Source organism: Paenibacillus sp. EKM206P (assembly GCF_011066155.1).
GTDB classification, from domain to species: Bacteria; Bacillota; Bacilli; order Paenibacillales; family Paenibacillaceae; genus Paenibacillus; species Paenibacillus polymyxa_D.
The window spans coordinates 77,386-98,924 of record NZ_JAAMNQ010000017.1 but is presented as its reverse complement, the minus strand read 5'-3'; the positions used below and the strand labels follow the sequence as shown (position 1 = coordinate 98,924).

The 21,539-nt window shown below is 41.0% G+C and carries 8 protein-coding genes and 2 pseudogenes; 1 reads left to right on the top strand and 9 read right to left on the bottom strand.

The features are described from left to right. The 5 genes and pseudogenes from G9G53_RS23820 to G9G53_RS23800 form a co-directional block, all read right to left on the bottom strand. On the bottom strand, positions 1–4,763 hold a 4,763-nt coding region (locus G9G53_RS23820; protein ID WP_165150683.1), incomplete at its 3' end, for a non-ribosomal peptide synthetase. Positions 4,764–4,805: 42 nt separating this feature from the next. Beyond that, positions 4,806–13,445 (bottom strand): non-ribosomal peptide synthetase/type I polyketide synthase, encoded by an 8,640-nt coding sequence (locus G9G53_RS23815; protein ID WP_165150681.1) that lies wholly within the window; start codon positions 13,443–13,445, stop codon positions 4,806–4,808. Next, a pseudogene (locus G9G53_RS23810) lies at positions 13,438–14,346 on the bottom strand (aminotransferase class III-fold pyridoxal phosphate-dependent enzyme); the annotation flags it as partial. The gene G9G53_RS23815 and the pseudogene G9G53_RS23810, both read right to left, overlap by 8 nt. A gap of 491 nt (positions 14,347–14,837) precedes the next feature. After that, a complete protein-coding gene (locus G9G53_RS23805) occupies positions 14,838–15,146 on the bottom strand; it encodes a hypothetical protein (protein ID WP_185156378.1) in 309 nt (102 codons plus the stop codon). Positions 15,147–15,689: 543 nt separating this feature from the next. Beyond that, positions 15,690–16,160, bottom strand: coding sequence for a Wadjet anti-phage system protein JetD domain-containing protein (locus G9G53_RS23800; protein ID WP_029515261.1), 471 nt, complete (start codon positions 16,158–16,160; stop codon positions 15,690–15,692). A gap of 139 nt (positions 16,161–16,299) precedes the next feature. Here G9G53_RS23800 and G9G53_RS23795 point away from each other — a divergent pair. After that, positions 16,300–16,633: pseudogene (locus tag G9G53_RS23795) on the top strand (transposase); the annotation flags it as partial. On the opposite strand, the gene G9G53_RS23790 reads toward G9G53_RS23795, so the two are convergent. The 4 genes from G9G53_RS23790 to G9G53_RS23775 all read right to left on the bottom strand — a co-directional run bounded on the left by G9G53_RS23790 (position 16,633) and on the right by G9G53_RS23775 (position 21,528). Then, positions 16,633–16,950: a hypothetical protein gene (locus tag G9G53_RS23790; RefSeq protein WP_165150679.1), complete on the bottom strand. Its 318-nt coding sequence runs from the start codon at positions 16,948–16,950 to the stop codon at positions 16,633–16,635. The pseudogene G9G53_RS23795 and the gene G9G53_RS23790 overlap by 1 nt on opposite strands. Positions 16,951–17,077: 127 nt before the next feature. Continuing rightward, the gene (locus tag G9G53_RS23785; protein ID WP_165150677.1) at positions 17,078–18,865 is read right to left on the bottom strand and encodes a site-specific integrase; all 1,788 of its coding nucleotides are present in this window, start codon (positions 18,863–18,865) and stop codon (positions 17,078–17,080) included. Between the two features lie 49 nt (positions 18,866–18,914). After that, positions 18,915–19,454: a hypothetical protein gene (locus G9G53_RS23780; protein ID WP_165150675.1), complete on the bottom strand. Its 540-nt coding sequence runs from the start codon at positions 19,452–19,454 to the stop codon at positions 18,915–18,917. Between the two features lie 25 nt (positions 19,455–19,479). Then, the gene (locus G9G53_RS23775; protein WP_165150673.1) at positions 19,480–21,528 is read right to left on the bottom strand and encodes a site-specific integrase; all 2,049 of its coding nucleotides are present in this window, start codon (positions 21,526–21,528) and stop codon (positions 19,480–19,482) included. Between the last annotated feature and the right edge of the window lie 11 nt (positions 21,529–21,539).

Below are 21,539 nucleotides of genomic sequence, written 5' to 3'. Positions count from 1 at the left end.
CTATCAGGTTTTATTCCCTTTTCTCTTAATTTTCTGGCCAGTTGGTTTGCCTTTTCGTTTACTTCCTTATAAGTCAGCTGTTTATCTTCAAACACTACAGCAATATTATTGGGTGTCTTTTCTACCTGCTCTTCAAACAGTTGATGTATAGTCTTATCCTTAGGATACCGGACCTTTGTATCGTTAAAGTCATATAGTATTTTCTGCTTTTCTTCCTGTGAAAGCATATCAATTTCTGACAACCTTTTTCCAGGATAAACCGTTATCTCTTCCAGAACATTAAGGTAATGGGCTGCAAACCTTTCTACAGTCTCTTTCTTGAACAGCCTTGTGGCATATTCCAAATCAAATGCAATACCTTCCTGGGTTTCCCGAGCATTTAATGTCAAGTCAAATTTGGATATTCTAAATTCATTTGTATAGGGTATAAACTTAAGCCTATCTATCTTCAATTCTGATGAGCCGGTATTTTGCAATACAAACATAGTATCAAAAAGAGGATTCCTGCTCATATCCCTCTTTACATTAAGCTTTTCCACCAGTTCTTCAAACTGGTAGTCCTGATTTTCATAAGCCCTTATAGAGTTTTCCCTTACTTCCTTTAGAAACTCAGCAAAGGTCTTTTCTCCCTGGGGATAGTTCCTCATGGCTAAAGTATTTACAAACATACCTATTATGTCTTGTAAATCTGTATGAGGTCTTCCAGCTATAGGGCTTCCCACTATAATATCTTCCTGCCCCGTATACTTAGACAGCAGTATGTTGTATGAAGCAAGCAATGTCATGTAAAGAGTAGCCCCATTATCCCTTGCAAGCTTAATAAGTTTTCCCGTAAGCTCACTGCCTGCTTCAAAACGGATAAAACCTCCGTCAAAGCTTTGAACCGCAGGCCTTTGGTAATCTACTGGCATATTCAGCACAGGAATTTCTCCATTAAATTCCTGGAGCCAGTATTCCTCCTGCTTCTTTATTTTGTCCCCAGCAAATAGTTCCTTCTGCCAAACAGAATAGTCCTTGTACTGTATACGGAGGGAAGAAGGGTTATTTCCTCCATACATATCCATGAACTCATGTACCAGTATATCCATGGACGTACCGTCAGATATGATATGGTGCATGTCAAACATCATGACATGCTTGTCTTTTCCCGTTTTCACAAGGCCTACTCTTAGCAGCGGAGCAATTCCAAGATCAAACGGCTTTATAAATTCTTTTACGATTTCCCCCACTTTTTCTTCGTCAGATTCTAGATACACTACACTAAAACCCACAGGATCATTGATCTTCTGGACGGGTTCACCCTCTATGAAATGGAAAGATGTTCGAAGGGTCTCATGCCTATTTATAAGCTGTTGGAAGGTCTTCTGAAAAAGCTCCAGATCAATACTGCCTTCAACCAGCAAGCTGCCTGGCATATTGTATGCTGTCCCTGCTCCTTCAAACTGATTTAATATATACAGCCTTCTTTGGGCTGATGACATAGGGTAGTATTCCATCTCTTTAGCAGTTTGGATGGATTGATATATACTCTCCTTTGCTTCCTTCATATACCTTGCTATTTCCGCTATAATTGGAGCCTTAAATATTTCCTTAAGAGGCATGTCTATATTGAACTCTTTGTGAATTCTCGCTACAAGGCTTGTAGCCTTTAAAGAGTGTCCACCTAACATAAAGAAGTTGTCATTTCTTCCTATCTTCTTAATTCCAAGGATGTCTTGCCAAATCAGTGCAAGCTTCTCTTCAAATTCGCCTATAGGCGCTTCATACTCTATTCCCGTATTTATATTACCTTCGGGTTCAGGCAATGCCTTCCTGTCTATCTTGCCATTAGCTGTCAATGGCATTTTTTCAAGCTGCACAAAGTATGATGGTACCATGTATTCGGGCAGTTCTTTTAAGAGATGCTCCCTTAGTTCTGATATTGTCAGCTCATTTTCTCCCGCTATATATGCACACAGGTATTTACTGCCCTGATGGTCTTCCTTTGCAATCACCAAAGATTCCTCAATTGAAGGATGCTTTAGCAGTTGTGCTTCTATTTCACCAAGCTCTATCCTAAAGCCTCTTATCTTTACCTGGTGGTCTATTCTACCCAGGTATTCCATTTCTCCATCAGATAATAACCGGACCAGGTCTCCAGATCTATATAACCTCTCTTCCGGCTTGTACGGATTTTGAACGAACTTTTCCTTTGTAAGCTCCGGTCTTCCAAGATATCCTCTGCAAACTCCGTCTCCTCCTACACAAAGCTCTCCGGCTACTCCAATGGGAACAACTTTCATGTTCTTATCCATTACATATGTTGTAAGGGTTGGTATAGGCCTTCCTATGCTGCTCACATTAGATCTAATTTCTTCCTCTTCTATCTCTTTATATGTGACATGCACTGTTGTCTCGGTTATTCCATACATATTGATGAGTCTAGTCTGCGGGTACTTCTTTCTCCATTCCTTCAACAATGCAGGCTTTAATGCTTCCCCTCCGAATATGACATATCTTATCTTAAGTTCTTTTTCTTCATATGATACTTCTTCATTGGCTATATTATAGAAGGCTGAAGGTGTCTGATTTAATACGGTCACCTTCTCATTCCTTAGAAGTCTCAGATACTCTACATTGCTGCGTGCTGTCATTTTAGGAACTACCACCAATCTGCCCCCATATAACAACGCCCCGTACATCTCCCATACGGAAAAATCGAAACTCATAGAATGAAACATAGTCCATACATCATTTTCGTTAAAATCAAACTGCATTTTACTGTTAAATAACAGCCTTACTATGTTTCTATGCTCTATCATTGCCCCTTTGGGTTTACCTGTAGAGCCTGAGGTATATATTAAGTAAGCTAGATCGGAAGGTTTATTTACCTCCGATAAGTTATATTGTTCATCTGAATATTCCTGCTCATCTTCTAAATTTATTACTGTACCTATTGATGTATATTTGTCTATAAAATGTGATTGGGTCAACAGGATCACTGCCCGGCTGTCTTCCAGCATATGACTTATTCTTTCCTCAGGATAATCTGGATCTATGGGAAGATATGCCCCTCCTGCTTTTAATACCCCTAGGATTGCTACTATCATCTCAAGTGAGCGTTCTGCCAGAATACCTACGATACTGTCCGGTTTGACTCCTTTAGCCCTTAATACATGGGCCAACCCATTTGATTTTTTATTGAGTTCACTATATGTAAGCTTTTTACCCTCAAATACCACAGCTACATGATCAGGGTTCTTCTCTGCCTGCTCTTCAAAAAGCTGATGGATAGTCTTGTTTTTAGGATACTGTGCCTCTGTAGCGTTAAAGGTATATAGGATTTGCTGTTTTTCTTCCTGTAACAGTACATCAATTTCCCACAACCTTTTTTCAGGGCATGCCGTTATCTCTTCAAGAACGGAAATGTAATGGGTACCAAACCTTTTTATTGTCTCCTTCTTAAACAGCCTGGTACAATATTCAAGGTTAAATGTTATACCTTCTGGACCCTCTACCACTTCAAGCATAAGGTCAAATTTTGCCTTTCTGCCTTCCAGCCAGTTGTTGTATTGTTTGAAGTTTATACCCGATGCTGCAAATTCTGTCTTGTTTGAAGTGCGCAGTGCAAACATAGTGTCAAAAAGAGGATTCCTGCTCATGTCCCTCATGAGATTAAGTTTTTCTACAAGTTCTTCAAACTGGTAGTTCTGATTTTCAAAAGCCAAAAACGCATTTTCCCTTACTTCCTGCAAGAATTGGACGAAGGTCTTTTCTCCCTCAGGATAGTTCCTTATGGCCAAGGTATTTATAAACATACCAATGATACCCTGCAGGTCAGCATGGGGCCTTCCGGCTACAGGACTTCCAACTATGATGTCTTCCTGTCCAGTGTATCTGGACAGGAGTACGTTATATGCAGCCATCAGTACCATGTATAAGGTAGCTCCATTATCTGTTGCAAGCTTATTTAGTTTGACTGAAAGTTCAGGGTTTATTTCAAAGCTTACAGCATCTCCTTCAAAACTTTGTACCGCCGGTCTTGGATAGTCAGTAGGCATATCCAGTACCGGTATATCACCCTTAAATGTCTGGAGCCAGTATTCTTCCTGCTTCTTTATTGAGTCTCCGGCAAACATCTCCTTCTGCCATACAGAAAAATCCTTGTACTGTATCCGTAGTGGCAAAAGGGTCTTCCCTTGGTACAAATCCAAAAACTCACTCATAAGTATATTGACTGATATACCATCTGATACTATGTGGTGCATGTCAAACATCATAACACGCCTGTCTTCGTTCGTTTTTACAAGTCCTACTCTCAGTAATGGAACTTGGCTAAGATCAAAGGGCGTTATGAATTCTTTGACTATTTCTGCTGCTTTTTCTTCATCCAGTTCCAGGTACGTAATACTGAAATCCACGTAATCATGAACCTTTTGTACTGGTTCACCCTCAACCATATGAAATGATGTGCGCAGAGCCTCATGTCTTTTTACTAGCTCCTTGAATGCCTGTTCGAAGCGTACTGCATCAATGTTTCCTTCCAGCAGTACGACGCCTGGCATGTTATATGCAGTACCTGCTCCTTCAAGCTCGTTTAGTATATACAGCCTTTTCTGGGCAGATGACATAGGGTAAAATTCCTGCTCTCTGGCAGAAGGTATTCCAGAAAAGGCATTTGGCGTATATTTTGAAACATCTTTTCCTTTTTCTTTTAGCATCGTCTCAAATAGCTTTCTTTTTTCTGGAGAAAGAGATTCTATTCTTTTCATCAAATTATCCATAACTTCGTCCCTCTTCTCTATTTCATCTCTTTTAATTCCTATTTATAGATTTTCAATCATGCTTAAAATTTCTTCGATTTCCACTGTATCGTTAAGTCTATTTTTAATACTTTTTGCTATTGCCGAAATTGTAGGACCCATAAACACTTCTTTTAATGCAAATTCTATGTCAAATTCTTTATGAACCCTTGATACAAGATTGGTTGCCTTTAATGAGTCTCCTCCTAATTCAAAGAAGTTATCATTTACTCCAATCTTCTGGACTCCAAGGATTTGGCTCCATATCAGTACAAGCTTCTCCTCAATTTCACCGAATGGTGCAGCATAGTCTACCCCTGTATTAATATTTCCATCAGGGGCAGGCAGGGCATTTCTATCTACCTTGCCATTCGCTGATAAAGGCAGTTTTTCCAACTGTACAAAATATGAAGGGATCATGTAGTCTGGCAGATCTTTGGAGAGATACTCCCTTAATTCCGGTATTGTCAATTCACTTTCTCCAACTATATATGCACAGATGTACTTGTTCCCTTGGGGGTCTTCCCTTGTTGCTGCCACAACTTCTTTTATTGAAGAATGTTTTAGAAGCTGAGCTTCTATTTCTCCAAGCTCTATTCGGTATCCGCGGATCTTAACCTGATGGTCTATTCTGCCCAGGAATTCGATATTCCCGTCAGGCAGCCATCTTCCCAGGTCTCCTGTTTTGTACAGCCTTATCCCCTTTTCTTCTCTGAAAGGATCTTCAAGGAATACATGGGCTGTTTTTTCAGGGTCATTTAAATAACCCCTTCCTACACCTGTTCCAGAGACGCAGATCTCTCCTTTTACTCCGATAGGGCACAGGTTCATGTTTTTATCTGTTATATATAGATTCATATTTTGTATAGGCTTGCCTACAGGAATGTTCTCTCCTTCATGAGCAGCTTCCATAGTATATAGAGTAATATCGTCCGCTGCCTCTGCAGGTCCGTAGGCATTAACTACTTTAGTATTTGGACATAGGTCAAACCATTTCCTTACTATGCCGGATTTTACGGTTTCTCCCGTTATCAGCAAGTAATGAAGTTTTTCAGGTTTATTCCCTGTATTTTCCACATACTCAAGCATTAAAGCAAGGTATGAAGGTACCACCTCAAGGACCGTTATGCCATCTTCTATGATCCGATTCGTAAACCTTGCAACATCCTTTACTATTTCATCTGGATAGATGATAATTTGAGCTCCTATGGTTAGGGCTGCAAAGAACTGCCATACAGATACATCAAAGTATTGAGGCGAGTTCTGGGATATTATGCTGTTGTTAGTTATACAAAGTTCCTTTATTTCCGCATGGATGTGGTTTATCATGCCAAGATGCTCTATCATAGCTCCCTTTGGTACACCAGTTGAACCAGATGTATATATAACATAGGCCAAACTATTTATGTCTATATCTAGATCTAGGTTTTCGCCACTTTCAGCCTCAATCTCTTTTTCACACTGGTCAAGGTATATAATTCGGCCTTTATAGTTCTCACTAAGCTGCTGGGTCACATAATCTGATAAGGTCAACACATAGGCAGCTTTAGATTCCTTAAATATATCAAGCACCCTTTGTGTAGGGTATTTTGGATTTACAGGTATGTAAGCCCCCCCTGCTTTCCATATACCAAGTACCGATTCTACAAATAAGGGTCCCCTCTCCAGCATGACAACTACGGCTTCTTCTCTACCAGTGCCAGCCTTTAGCATGTACCTTGCTATCCTGTTTGCCCTTTGGTTGATCTGGCCATATGTAAATCTACGGCCTTCATACGCTACTGCTATATTGTCTGGACGTACTTTCGTCTGCTGCTCAAACAGGTGGTGTACCGTCAGGTGATGTTCAAATTCAACCTTCGTATCGTTAAAGCCGTATATTATTCGCTCCTTTTCTTCTTGGGATAACATATTGATTTCTGATAGTTTTTTTTCAGGGTTTGAGGTTATCTCTTCAAGGATATTAAAGTAATGCTGAACAAGCCTTTCTACCGTCTCCTTCTTAAACAGACGTGTAGCATATTCCATCCATAATATTATATTATGACCATCTGGTATCAACTGGAATGTTAGGTCAAATTTTGATGTTTTACTTTCAACCGGATATTTGGAATACTTTAATTCACCACGATGTTCCATAATATGCTCATCAGAAGGAACAATATTAAACATAACAGTAAATAAAGGATTTCTGCTTGAATCTCTCTTTACGTTAAGTTTTGTCACAAACTGATCAAACCTGTATTCCTGATTTTCATATGCTTCTAAGGAGCTTTCTTTTACTTCTTCCAAGAACTCAGTAAAGGCCTTATTTCCCTCTGGGAAATTCCTTAATGCCAGGGTATTTATAAACATCCCCAGTATTCTTTCAGTATCAAAATGAGTTCTTGCCGCTATAGGAGTACCAATAATTATGTCTTCCTGTCCTGAGTATTTATACATTAGTGTATTTAATGCCGCAAGAAGTATCATATACACGGTGGCTCCTGTTTGGGAGGAAAGTACATTTAATTTATCCATCAAATGACTGTCTAAATCAAATAGCAACCTATTTCCTTCAAAGCTTTGAAGGACAGGCCTAGGATAATCTGTAGGCATATCAAGGATAGGAATTTCACCCTTGAACCTATTAAGCCAGTATTCTTCCTGCTTTTTGTAAACCTCAGTGCTAAACAAGCCATTCTGCCACTGGGCAAAATCCTTATATTGCACCTCCATTGCCGGAAGGCTTTCACCACTTAATATAGAAACTATTTCATCAAAAGTCCTGATTATTGAAGTTCCATCCGAGACTATATGATGTACATCAAGCAAAAGTATTTGCCTGCTAGCATGGATTTCTATAAGACCTACTCTTATTAAGGGTGCTTTGCTTAAATCGAACGGTCTTACAAATTCATCGATTATTTTCTCTACTCCGTCTTCCTCAGACTCAAAATATTCTATAGTAAAATCAACTTCATCTTGTATCCTTTGCACAAGCTCCCCATCAATCATCTCAAAGGATGTCCTAAATGCTTCATGCCTTTGTATCAATGTTTTTAATGCTTCCCCAAGGGCAACCCTTTCAATCCCACCTTCAAATAAAATTCCCACAGGTATGTTATACCCAATGTTGTTACCCTCAAGATTATTAATGATATACATCATCTTTTGTGCAGATGAGGTTTCATAGTACTCTTTTTCAGAAACTTTAGGTATTCTTTCAAGCTCAGCCTTACCCATATTTAGGGAACCCTGTTCTGAAATCTTTCCCGATTCGTATAGCTTTGATATCATTTGCTCGGAGAGATCGTATATGCTGGAACCCTTAAGAAGTTCTACTATGGAAACAGGTGTTTTAAAGGCAACCTCCATCCTGTTTTTTATTTCGGTGGCCATTAATGAATCCATCCCAAAAACAGTTAGTGGTTGTTTGGTACTTAGATCCTCAGGATTATAACGCAAAACCTTCGCTACTATTGTTTTAATATGCATTTCAACGATATTCTGCCTGCTCTGTATTGGAGATGAAATAATATCCTCCAGGATATCAACATCCACCTTTGATTTATTTATATTCTCTTGTTGTCCTGACTCATCTTGCAAAAGAGTTTTAAGCACATGTGGAGAACTCATGGGTGAGAACCATTTTTCCCCAAACGTTTGCCACGAGAGTATAGGTAGAACCACAGACTGTGCAACAGCTTCTCCAACAAGGTGCTCCATAGCCCTAATTCCCTTTTCTACCGTTACAGATTCTATGGATTTTTGTATATAATACTCCGGATCACGTTCCATAAACCTTGCAGCCATTCCAACCTCTGACCATGGTCCCCAATTGATACTCAGTGCAGGAAGTCCTCTCGATAAACGGTAATGTGCAAGTGAGTCCAAAAAGGCATTCCCAGTTGCATATGCTCCCTGGCCTGGTGAACCAAATACAGAAGCAACTGAAGAAAATAAAATAAAGAAGTCAATAGGCCGTCCCTCTGTCATACGGTGAAGGTTCCATGCACCATTTACCTTAGGCGAAAGGACCCTATAAAAAGTCTCATCTTTACTAACCTCAAGAAATTGATCATCCGTAATACCAGCAGAATGTACAACACCTCGAATAGGAGGCCTTTCTTCCTTATCAAAATCTTTAAAAAATCCAGCAAGCTTTTCCTCATCAGTTACATCCACTGATCCAATATATACTGTTGCCCCCTGGGACTCCAGCTTACGAACAAACTCAATCCTCTCTGCAAGGCTGCTGCCTGGCTCTACATTGTTCCATTCAGAACGTTTTGGAAATTCTCCGCGTCCAAGCAGTACCAGATGTCTTGCTCCCTTGGCAACCATCCACTGGGCTGTAATCATACCTATGCCACCAAAAGCACCTGTAATAACATAACTTCCATCGGGGCGAAGATGTACGGGTACTTGATGCTGCATATCAATCCGCAGTTTATCGATTCTTGCTGCAAGTCTATTCCCATTACGGAAAGCAATTTGGTTCTCTCCATTACCTAAGACTTCTTTTAACAGCATTTCCATTTCACCCGCATTGGCCTCTATGTCAAGGTCTACAAGGCCTCCCCAATTTGAAGGCAACTCATGGTAACCTATGACGGTGCCAAGGCCCCATACCAACGACTGTAAGAATGCAGAATTTGGAGTAGCCCTGTTGATCATTTGGGCTCCTCTTGTAATAACCCACAGCTTAAAATTTAATCCCAGATTTGTGGTTGCTTGTACCAGGTGTTTTAATACAAACAGGTTTTCAAAACAAGCTTTTTCTATAGCTGTATTGCTAACTTCCTGGATCTCAAGGATATTGAGGCTCCACATATATACAATACCTGTTAGCTTCGTTTTAATTTTTGAGAATTCACCAAACAACGCTCTAAGATCCTCAATGCTTCGAGGGTTTATATATATCTCACGCTCTTCATACTGCCAACCAAAATTCTCACCAGGATATACCATAAAGCATTCTTCTCCCCTTTTTTCAAGGAGATTTGCCAGTTCTTTTCCTGCTGCTTTATGATCCACAAAAATAAGCCATGCTCCAGAGTTAGCAGCAGCTGTGCGGGTATCAACTTCTTCACTTTTTAGAAGCTCCCAGTTTATCTCATAAAGATAATCCTTAACTCTTCCAGCATCAGACCCTCCACTATTTCCAAGTTCCTTAGTTCTTATGCCCAGTATTTCGGCGATTAGATTTCCGTCCTCACTATATAGACGGATGTTGGCGTTCAAATTATTATCTTTCCTATCTACCATCTGCGTATGACAAAGCATGACAGGCTCCGGCCTTCCATAAAGCTGCACCCTGTCTATTCCTACAGGTAGGAATGATTGGCCTTCGTTATTTTCATCTTCATTAAGTGGTGCAACTGCCGCAATGGTAACCTGGAAACAGGCGTCCAATACCGCCGGGTGAAGACCGTAGATAGAGCTATCAATCTCCAGTATTTTAGGGATCTCGATCCTGCCAAGAGCTTCGTTATCACCTTTCCATATCTTGTCTATACCTTGGAAATAAGGACCATAATGGAAACCCATTTGATAGAAGGTTTTATAACATACTTCTTTTCCGTATTCTTTGGTACAATTGCCAAGTATTTGAATCAACTCATCTTTAGCAGTGATCTTTATGTTTTGCCGTTTTCTTATTGTGCCGGATGCATTGCATGTCCAAGTCTTATCTTGTCCCGGTATCCTGCTTGAAATCTCGAATTTCGCGGTTTTTGGATCCAAAACCACCTGCACCACAGGTGATACTCCTTGATTTAAAAATAAAGCATTTTCAAACTTTATATCTTCAACTGTATAAAAACCCTCTCCAAAATAGCTTCTGGCACAAGCCATTCCCAGCTCTACATACCCTGCTCCGGGGAAAACTTCTATACCTTGTATTTTATGATCAGAAAGATACGTCATATAGGTAGTATTAAGTTCAATCTCCCATATAGGGCTGGAAGTTTTCAAACGGCGTCCTAAAAACTTGTGCTTATTTTTTCCCTGCCTAAATTCACTTGATTCCTGCGTTTCCATCCAGTATTTATCCCATTGCCATGGATAAAGAGGGAGACTTACAAACTCACCTTGGTACCGGTAAATCTTGTTCCAATCTATAGGGTATCCCAGTGCATATAGATTCCCTAAGTTCTCCAGTATTGAAACCTGTTCGTTTTCATTTCTTTTTATAGAGAACAACTTCTTACCTTCAACGTTTTTAGCTGACAGACAATCAGAAATAGAAGCTGCTAAAACAGGGTGAGGGCCCACCTCAATAAATAAGTTATAATTCAACGAAATCATTTCATACATTGCTGCTTCAAAACGTACCGGCTCTCTTACATTTTTATACCAGTAATGTCCATCACACTCTGTACCCGTCAGCATTTTCCCTGTAACCGTGGAATATATCGGTATCCCGGCAGGCTGGGGCTTTATTCCTTTTAATGCCTCCAATAGCTCCTGCTCATATGGTTCCATTTGGTAACTGTGATACGCTACATTGACCTTTAAAAGCCGCGCAAAAACCCCCTTATCCTGCAACTGTTTTTGGATCTGCTCAAGGGCATCAGGATCACCTGACAAAGTTACCGAATTTGGGCTATTGATTGCTGCCATTGAAACACCTTTTATGTTCTCATCCAGCAGGGCCACAACTTCTTTTTCTGGTAAACCTACCGCCAGCATTGTGCCCTTGTTTACTGCTTTTTGCTGTGCACGGCTTCTGTGAATACTTACCAACATGGCATCTTCAAGGCTGTAAATTCCTGCAACATATGTAGAAGCCACTTCTCCAACACTGTGTCCTACCACCGCATGGGGTATAATACCCAAGGATTTCCATACTTCAGTCAAACCCACCTGAACAGCAAAATTGGCAGGTTGAGCAAACTGGGGCTGGTCCAGACGTGAATTCTCCTCATCGGCGAGAAGTTCCTCCAGTAGAGACCATCCAGCATACTGACGTGTAAGTTTATCGCATTTTTCTATCATATTTCTAAACACAGGGTCTTTTTCAAGGAGCTGTCTGCCCATAGCCCACCATATGGGCCCCATACCTGTATATACAAAAACAGCTTTATTGTACTTTCCTGCCTCAACATTTCCGCCAGACATCCCCTGGCGTGCTTGTCCTTTAATATACGCTTCCAGGTTTCCTGCAAGTTCTTCCTTTGAAGATGCCGAAACCGCTAGTCTATAGTCATGATGGGTGCGCTTTTTGCTCATCATGCTTCCAATATCATATAAAGTAATACTTTCTCCACTTCCATTAATAAAATCAACATACTTTTGCGCATAGTTTTTTAGCGCCTTTTCTGAGCGCGCAGATATGGGAATCATATATGGCCATCCGGTATTTACATTAACTTCAGGAGTACCCTGTTTTTGGAGATCTTTAGCTTCCTCCAAGAGGATATGGGCATTTGTTCCTCCAAAACCGAATGAATTTATGCCAACCAATGCGGGTTGCGGCAAAGGCTCCAGGGTCTGAGGAATTCGTATACATAAATCGTCAAAGGGAATTTTAGGGTTTGGATTCTTAAAGTGCAGATGTGGAGGTATTTGCTTATGCTTTATGATTAGTGAAGCTTTTATCAGTGCGGCAACTCCTGCAGCGGCCTCAAGGTGGGCAATGTTTGTCTTAACAGATCCGACAATACACTTTTTATCTTTTGGCCTGTCTGTTGAAACCACTCGTGCTATTGCATTAGCCTCAATAGGGTCTCCAACCGGAGTGCCGGTGCCGTGAGCTTCAATATATGTTATATCTGAAGGTGATATTCCTGCCTTTTTGTATACCTCCTTCATTAAGTTTTCCTGAGCCTGCCCGTTTGGAACAGTAATCCCGTCTGTGTGGCCGTCCTGGTTTACACCCGATCCACTTATTACGGCATAAATCCTATCTCCGTCTTCGATAGCATCTGACAGGCGTTTTAAAACCACAACGCCGGCTCCTTCTCCTCTTGCATAACCGTTTGCACTGGAATCGAAAGTTTTGCACCGTCCATCGGGAGATAAAAAACCACCCTTACTTTCCGCTATGGTATACTCAGGTGTAGCTATAACACTTACTCCGCCTGCTATTGCGAGATTACATTCATTATTCAATAAACTCCCGCATGCAAGGTGTGTTGCAACCAAAGAGCCCGAACACGCTGTATCTACAGACAAACTTGGACCTCTGAAATCATATATATATGAAATCCTGTTGGACAACATTGTCATCATCATACCCGTTGCCGAATGTGTATCTAAACTTTCAACCGATTCGTTTTTAAATTGTATTGCTTGATAGTCAAGGGTGAAGCCCGCTACAAAGACACCGGTATTGGTTCCTGCTAGCTTGGCCGGATCCAAGCCTCCATCTTCCATTGCTTCCCATGATGTCTCCAGCATCAGTCTTTGCTGTGGATCAAGAAAGGCCGCTTCCCTTGGAGAAATACCAAAAAACAAAGGGTCAAACTCATCTATTTTATCTAAAAATCCACCATGACAGGTGTAATGCTTGCCTGGCTTTGATTTGTCAGGATCATAAAACTTTTCTAAATCCCAGCGGCCTTCGGGTAAATCGGAAGTCATATCTTTTCCCGCAGTCAATGCTTCCCAGAACTCCTCAGGCCCCCTTATTCCTCCTGGCAAACGGCATCCTATTCCTATAATGGCGATTTTATCCATAACTTTCGACCTCCAATACTTTATTTATATTCTCTTGAATAGCTTGTCTGATAATTGAACAACCCTGCTGCAAAAGTTCAAGCTCGATGGTTAACGGAGGCATAAGTTTTATAACACTGTCTTTTCTTCCTGCGCTTTCGATGATTAAACCGTTTTGGTAACATTCCTCTACTACTTTTTGCGTGATTCGCTCATCCTCCACATTGGAAAAATCAATACCCCAAATCAAACCTGCACCCCGAATGGTCAGGCCCTTATGTAATGACAAAATCTGCTTGGTTAAATATTCTCTTACAAATGCTTCCTTATATTTCACAGACTGTTCCAAATTATTCATTTCCCAATATTCCAACGCAGCTGTAGCTCCAATGAAAGCAAGCTGGTTTCCCCGGAACGTACCGTTATGCTCACCAGGCTTCCAGACATCAAGTTCCGGTTTCATCAGCAGAATAGACATGGGAAGGCCATACCCGCTGATTGACTTGGAAAGCAGTACAATATCAGGGATCATCCCGGCACGTTCAAATGAAAAGAACGGTCCGGTGCGTCCGCAGCCAACCTGAATGTCATCGCAAATCAGTAGAATACCGTGTCTGTCGCTAAGTTCCCTCAGCCTGAGCATCCATTCGGGTGAAGCTATATTTACGCCGCCTTCCGCCTGAATGGTTTCAAATATAATAGCCGCCGGTTTTTCGATTCCCGAGTGACCGTCGTTTAGAACGGCTTCCATGTATTCAATAGTATCGAATGAGTCAATTGGACTCTCGGAGTATGGGAAAAAGGTAACATCGGATAATGCTATGCCGGAGGAAGATCTTTTCTGAATGTTGCTGGTAACAGCCAGACTCCCCAGCGACATTCCGTGAAATCCTCCCATAAACGCAAATATACCAGTCCGTTTAGTGAATGGCAGTACCAAGATACGGAAAAATTTCTTCCCCAATTACTTCATGTCTTGAGAAATAAGTGATGAGTCTTTCGTATCCGTATTTATCCTTTATGTGTTCTTTTAAAAAGTCCTGATCGATCATGTTTACACTCAATGATAATACAGTAATATGAAAATAATTCCAATAGGTCATAAGTTCTACTTTACTTGAAATTTTTATCAGGCTGGAAATCTTAAAATGAGAGCAACGTATTATAGCAAGGAAGCCACCTACATTTTTTGAGCGTGTATCGGGTTTGTAGAAGTAAAAAGGTATCCTTCTAATAAAAACTTCTTTAGTTACAGGTTGGTAAGCAATATTATCGTCAACGCTCCACTACCCGCCGGATATATATCGCTAGCTCCAGAAGTTTGGGCTTACCGGACGCGCTGGGGTTATGGCGGCAGCCGCAGGACCGATCGATGAGGATCGGACGGATTGACGCGGCATCAATGCGTCAAAGTCAAGAGGCCGCTGAAGAGCTTTCGTAAGCTTTTTTCTGTTGCGGACGGAACCACGAGGCAGCAAGAGCGAGTAGAGAAGTCCCTATTAGTGCGATGATGACCCAGCGGTAACCGTGAATGACGAAAGCAAAATCAACGGCAGAAATCACATTATTCTTTCCGGAATACAGCACGTTCTTCAGGTGGGCTGGCAGCGCTGCGCCGACGATGGTTAAAGAAAGAGCCGTACTCAGCACTTGACCCAAGTTATATAGCATGGACCGCAGTCCATTCGCCACCCCGCGGCTTTGCTCCGGAACGCTTGACATGATCTCCGTCGTATTGGGGGTAAGGAATAAACCGGTCCCGACCCCGATTAACAACATGCCGCAAGCGGTGACCCCGTAAGAGAAATTTCCACCGACCACGAATAGGAGTAACCGCCGGTGTCAGCACACGATCACGCTTTGATCGCTTGCTGTAGCCGGGAACTGAGAATGTAGTCTGCAACTGGCTCTTCATCCCCCATTTAAATAAGCCGCCAAGATACCCAGACGTTACCTTGCTCTACACCAACCTGGTAACAACCTTGTTTCCTTGATCGGCCAGTTACGGATTTACTTGCATTTTTATGGTAAAAATAGAAGGCTCAATTTTGATTTTTGTCCCAGTCCAAGAAAACAACTAATAACAATAAATGAAAAAAGCCGCAAAAGTCGCGGCTATTGTGAAATACACTGTCAATACAAAGTATTACCACGAATCTTATAGAATTCGGCAACAACCAGTGGCTGAAATACAGTTTATAATAGTATAGCTTCTTGCTCTAAACGCTTGCCCGTACACAACATCTCTCGAATTAATCCGTGAAACTAGGAATTATCCGTGTTTTCCAGTAGCTGCTCCAATTTGACTTGATAATCTGCAGTGAAGGTTTCTGCCCAATCCAAATGCTGATGGAAAGTAGTCTTATCCATACGATAGGGTCGTAGTTGTGGAAACACTGATTTTTGCAAATGCCGGAATATTTGGAACCCTCCCCAATCGATGTCGCCCCAAAACTGAACTTCAATTTGAAGACCATTTTTATCAAATTTATCTTGGATTTGCCGAAGAAAAAATCGTTTATCCGGTCCTGGAAAACTTCCAAGATAAACAACAATGATCTTCTTCTCTAACAAATTACCAATTCTCGATAACGATTGGATATATTCATGAAATACAGTTTTATTTCCAATGATAAGAATGCGTTCAGCCCTCAAATCTATCACGCGGCCTGCTTTCATTAATTGCGAGTGAACCGTCACACCAAAGAATAGTCGCTCCGGGAGAGATTCACCCATTTGTAATTCAATTCCGTACAAGGATTGAAGTAACAATTTAGTTTGGACATAATCTTTACTTCAACTGAGGTAAATTTGTCAATACTGACTACTAGATCAAAGTTGGAGGAATAAGCACATGGTGACCTGAAGCGGATTATTGTCAAAACAAGAATTACGTCAATTCGTAAAAGAGCATAATTTTCAATCGGCAGAAGATATTCAATGGACATTAAAGGAATTATTTGCAGATGTACTTCAAGAAGCATTAGAAGCCGAACTGGATACGCATCCCGGTTATGAGAAACATGATGTAAAAACAAACAAACGAGAAACAGCCGCGACGGCTACAACAGTAAGAAAACCGTAACCTCCGAATACGGTGATGTAGAATTTGAACCTGTAGTCGTGAAGAAAAATCAAACGAATGTGACCGGCATTGAGGAGCACATATGTATGCGAAGGGTATCAGTACACGGGACATTCAGGATCATTAGAATAAGTCAATATCTCCGAAACGCTGGCTGATTAATTCTCGGTACTGTTCGTTCTCTATGCGTAATTCGTCCAAAGCATCTTTATACGTACTTATAAGCTGTGTTAAATGAGTAAGCTTGGCTTGCAATTCCCGGTGCTCCTGGGCTACAATCTCAGGACTTGTAATCGTTGGTTCTCCTTCAGAGGCCGAGTCTAGGATTAATTGTATTTCCTCATTCAATTTGGTGAACCATTTTCCCAAATATTCCTTATAGGAACCCGTCCACAACATTCGCGAGCTTTTCAATCTGATTCGCGGGCGTTTTGCAATCATATCGTACACATCTGATTTTGAAAGACGCGATAATCACCCCTTTTTGACATCATTTAAAAGCTTTCTTTTTACTTGTGCACATTCCCATGCCAAGTCGCTGCTACTGAAAGAAACCGGACGAGCCAATTTACTTTACCTCCCCACTTAAAATATAACAAAGCACTTCTGCATTAGTTGGATTAGGCTTCTCTTTAGACTGTTCACGAAAGTATGCCTTTGCTTTCTTAAAGAGCAATGAATGCAGTTTTTTCGCCTCATTTGGCGGCATTTTAAATTTATTTACCCAGAGACTTCTTTCTGTTTTGTTCAACCGTTCCTTTATATCCTCAGCCTTCTGAAAAACCATTTTTCGTTGTCCTGTGGACTTGAAATTTTTCTCTGCATCGAGACAATAGTAATAATGCAACATTTCACGAAATATGTCGGCCTTGTGCGCATCTTCTGTACCCTCATCAGGACTATAATCATCACATGCTCTACAATGCCCGGGTGTATGACCACAGTTTAGCAAGACATGTGCATTACAATTATGCGTATAACCACCTACGTTAACCTCGTGTAACTCATCTTCCAAATCAATAACTTTACCTTGGAAACGTGGTGATTCCTCTATAATTTTCTGGGTTAATTTATATGCTTCATCTAGCTTTTGAGGCGTGACCTCAAACTTAGATGAAATTTCGGTTATCTCATCAATGGCTACATATTCAGTAGACGAAATTCCAGCCCCTTCTGTCTTATCAGCATCCTCCCCTTCCGGTTTCTTTCTCCAAACGCCTTTTTGAAGTAGATGACCAAACTTTGCAACTTCTTCTGCAGGCATTGTTTCCGTATAAGGCTTTTTTGAGGAAGGATGACTATGTCCGGCCTGCCTCTCTAGTAGCTCATCATTGTCTCCTAAGATACGCCGATAAGTAAGATGGAGCGCTCTTAGATTATGGGGTGTGAAATATGGCTTCCTAAGTTCAGGCCATAACTTCGATTGAATGCGAGTTAAAAAATTATACAGTCCGCTAGTTCGTATAGGGCCATCATTATGTTTTGAAGCCAGTAAACGAAGTTCCGTAAGGCCATCCCCACCCCACTCTCTTGGAAAAAATATAGGTTCTGATGGGGCAAAATGAATCAATTCGTTAAACCATCTTGTAGCATCGCTCTTCACTAGAGCGTGATGAACCCATTCATAGCCGTTTCGATCGGGTTGATTGCGAATGGTCTTGGTTTTGTGAAAACGAATCCAGGAATTATCCTGCGAATCTATAAATAAAGCATTCTGAAGCAAATTAACTATTTCATGAGGCCTTGCTGCAGTTGATAACATCAACAGGCAAGCCCGCCTATGACGAAAGTCCATCAGAATGTTCTCGTTAATTAAAGGAGTTTGATCGTTCATTAAGGTCTGCACAAGAATATAAGCTTTGGACATACTAAATACTCGTCCATGATCTTTTGACATAACACGTCTAGGTCTTGGCATAATCCGTTCTATGTTGTATGAAGCATTTGTAGTTCTTATAAGCCACCTAAGCCAATGTCGAAGCGCCACTCGGAAAAACGTCTTATCTTCTTGTCCCTTCATCTGGCCAAAAATCTCTGTGTATACTTCTGATATTGAATTCTCGCTTATGTCAGTAAGACCTTTTGATCGACATTTGATTGCAAAATACCGGATGTACTTGACTATCGCTTTCCAATAATTTATGCTTATAGTTTTTTTACCGTATCTGAAAAGTAAATTTCCTTCATCGTCGTAATAATCATCAGTTATTGAATCATTCACACGTTGCCTCAAGTAAGAAAATGCAAAGGTATAGAGACTCTCCTCAAACGGCGTTTGGGTTGGATATATTCCCGCGGCTATCCAGAGACTTCTTTCCGCTTCATCGCAAGGTATGACCGGTTTATTTTCAATCAAGGAATCTGTTTCTTTAGCTAACATCTTACCTAGGAGGGTTAAACTACTTCTATGATATTTTAGCGATCTTACTTGCTTTTGCTAATACAGAGGAAGTAATAATATGATTACCCTCTAACCCTTCCTTAAGGGCGTAACCTGCGAACCATAAGCAAACTACAGTTCGAAGCAAAGGAATCCTTTTCTTTGCCTTTTGTAGTTGTTTTTCGCTATCCATCGGATACAATACCGGATAGTATTTATCGTAAAGCGCATCAAAGTACTCAAAATTCGGTAACTCGGGAAAAGGAAATTTATTGAATTCGGTCTTGGTTGGAAATACGATCTCTAAAGGCAAACTGATCCGTTGTAAAATGGCAAGCAGTAATACGTAATCTCTTTGGGTGCCGGGTAACTTGAAAAATATTGTGGGTTGTACCAAATCCGTTAAGGAGCTTGATAAAATAGGTTCAACCCGTCCCCAAGTCTCTGCCGATCTGTATTGTTCATACTCCGATCTTGTCAGATGCTCTCTACTCTCGAATTGTCCCTTTCGCCTTACAGTAATGGGTCCAAATCTCAGGGATTGCCAAGCTAATATTTGCGACACGATTTCACCTCTTTCCAATCTAAGCTCAGACTAGTCGACTGATAACCTCTATTTGAATCTGTTCGTCACTATAGCCGAAATGCCGAATCATATCCCCAAGCAACGCTATTTGCGTAGCTAATCCGGCCGCCTTGGCGTTTTTGGTTGTAAAATCCCGACTGCCTCGCATCATGTTCCACATGTCCTTGGTTAATCTGGCCAAAGTATGAAATGCCTGTGCTGCTTCACTTTTTCGTATGGCGAAATGATGACAGGAAAAACACTTTGCCTCAAAAAGGCAAGCCCCCTGTATTAAACATCTTCCTACACCTGTAGGAGCTGGAAGCCCGAATTTTGCAAAGAATTCATCTAAAGATAGCTCTTCAGATCCCAAAGCTTTTATCAATTCGTCAGGCTCAGTTTGTTCGCTGGCAAGTGCTTCGAAGATTCGCCAAATAAACCGTCCCGCAATCTCACCATCCTGATATTTCTTAATAGTAGCAAATAACAATGCTTGACGGGAGAGATTACTTCGTAAGTATCGATTCAGCATGGTTTGATTTTCATGACCTGCAGCAAGTCGTGCTAACTCACTGTTCCCGGTTTCGATTGCAATGTGAGTTATGAGATAGTGTCTGTAACCATGAGCCTTCCCTTTTTTATCTCCATGTCCAATAAATTCTGCTATCTTGTCAAAAAACCTATATATTTGTCTTACATTCAAAATACAGGGATATTTCTCCAATTGAAAAAGATGCACATACGATGCATCCGCTCTTTCGTTCCGTATCGGTCGGAAGGCTTTATCGCTCGATCTTTTCTGTAAAAATTCGACCGCTCTAAGACCTGCAGAATCAATTATAGGAAATTGGCCGTTACGATGTTTAGCTTTCTCAATACCTGAATATGGGCTGTATAATCCTACCGCTGATGGAGCATTAGGCAATGGCAGCATACATTCTTCAGCCTGAAGATTGAGCAGATACGTTTTACGCACCGGTGATGAGGCAATAATTAACCAAAAAGCGCGACATAAAACTTCAACATCATCTTCGGGATGATAATTTTCAATTGCTTCCTTCATGAGCATCGGGAAGTTTGGGTCATCAAAAGCGAGGCCATCACCGGAATATGTTTCTTCTTGGGCCTCACGATGAATTCCAGAATATAAATCACTGGGCCAGTCAACGTATGTTGGAAAAAATGTATGAGAACCTTTCCCCCAATCAAAGAATAACTTTATGTGTAGAAGATTGTTCCCGGTATACTTAGCTGAAAACTCCTCTCCATCGTTATTCTTTGAAATGTAATCAAACAAATCGAGAAAATCTTCATACTCGAGAGATGAAGCATCCGACTCCCCGTGCTGGTCAAGCCATTTGAAAAATTTATGCAAAGCACTGCCCGCTTTACGAATATAATAGTCTAGCGAATTACTTCGTTTTAAATGCTCGCGAAACTCACGTGCGATATCCCCCCACTTTGGATGCTCACAGCAATCGTCAAACAGTATTCTTTGCCTACGTCTTCCTGGTTCATCCGAATATCCAAGCTCAAAAAGAATGTCCTTTAAACACTTGGCGTTATAACGTTTGTCGTTCGGACGCATTACATCCACTAACGCTATATCTTCTTCCGTGAAATCGCCCAGCGGTTTCATAACACCTAGAAGGTGTATAGATAGTTTGTTGAACAAACCTATACGGTTTGAGTCTTTTTTGCGGATGTTTTCTGCTTCTGAATTTTTGAGGAGGCCCATTTTGACGGGGAAATCCGACAGATTAACACGACCTCTGGTTGACAGGTAACAAACCAAGTCGTTTCGACGATATTGTGCTACTACATCATTTCCCTTGCAAAAACCTGTATGCCAAGCCCAGAAAATGACATACCATAGGTCTCGACTGTCGCGATGCCGAAAGGTTGGTCTCTCTTCAGGCGGTACAGCTAACCAGTTATCCGGGGCCGGAAATGTAGTAAATAATTGAAGGACGGGATTTTTTATAGAAGAAAATACTTGATTCACATGATTCAAACGCAGCGTGTTTTTTAAAAATTTGCGAAATTCCGATAATGGAGTCCATTCTAGTGTCATTCCGAGTCCTC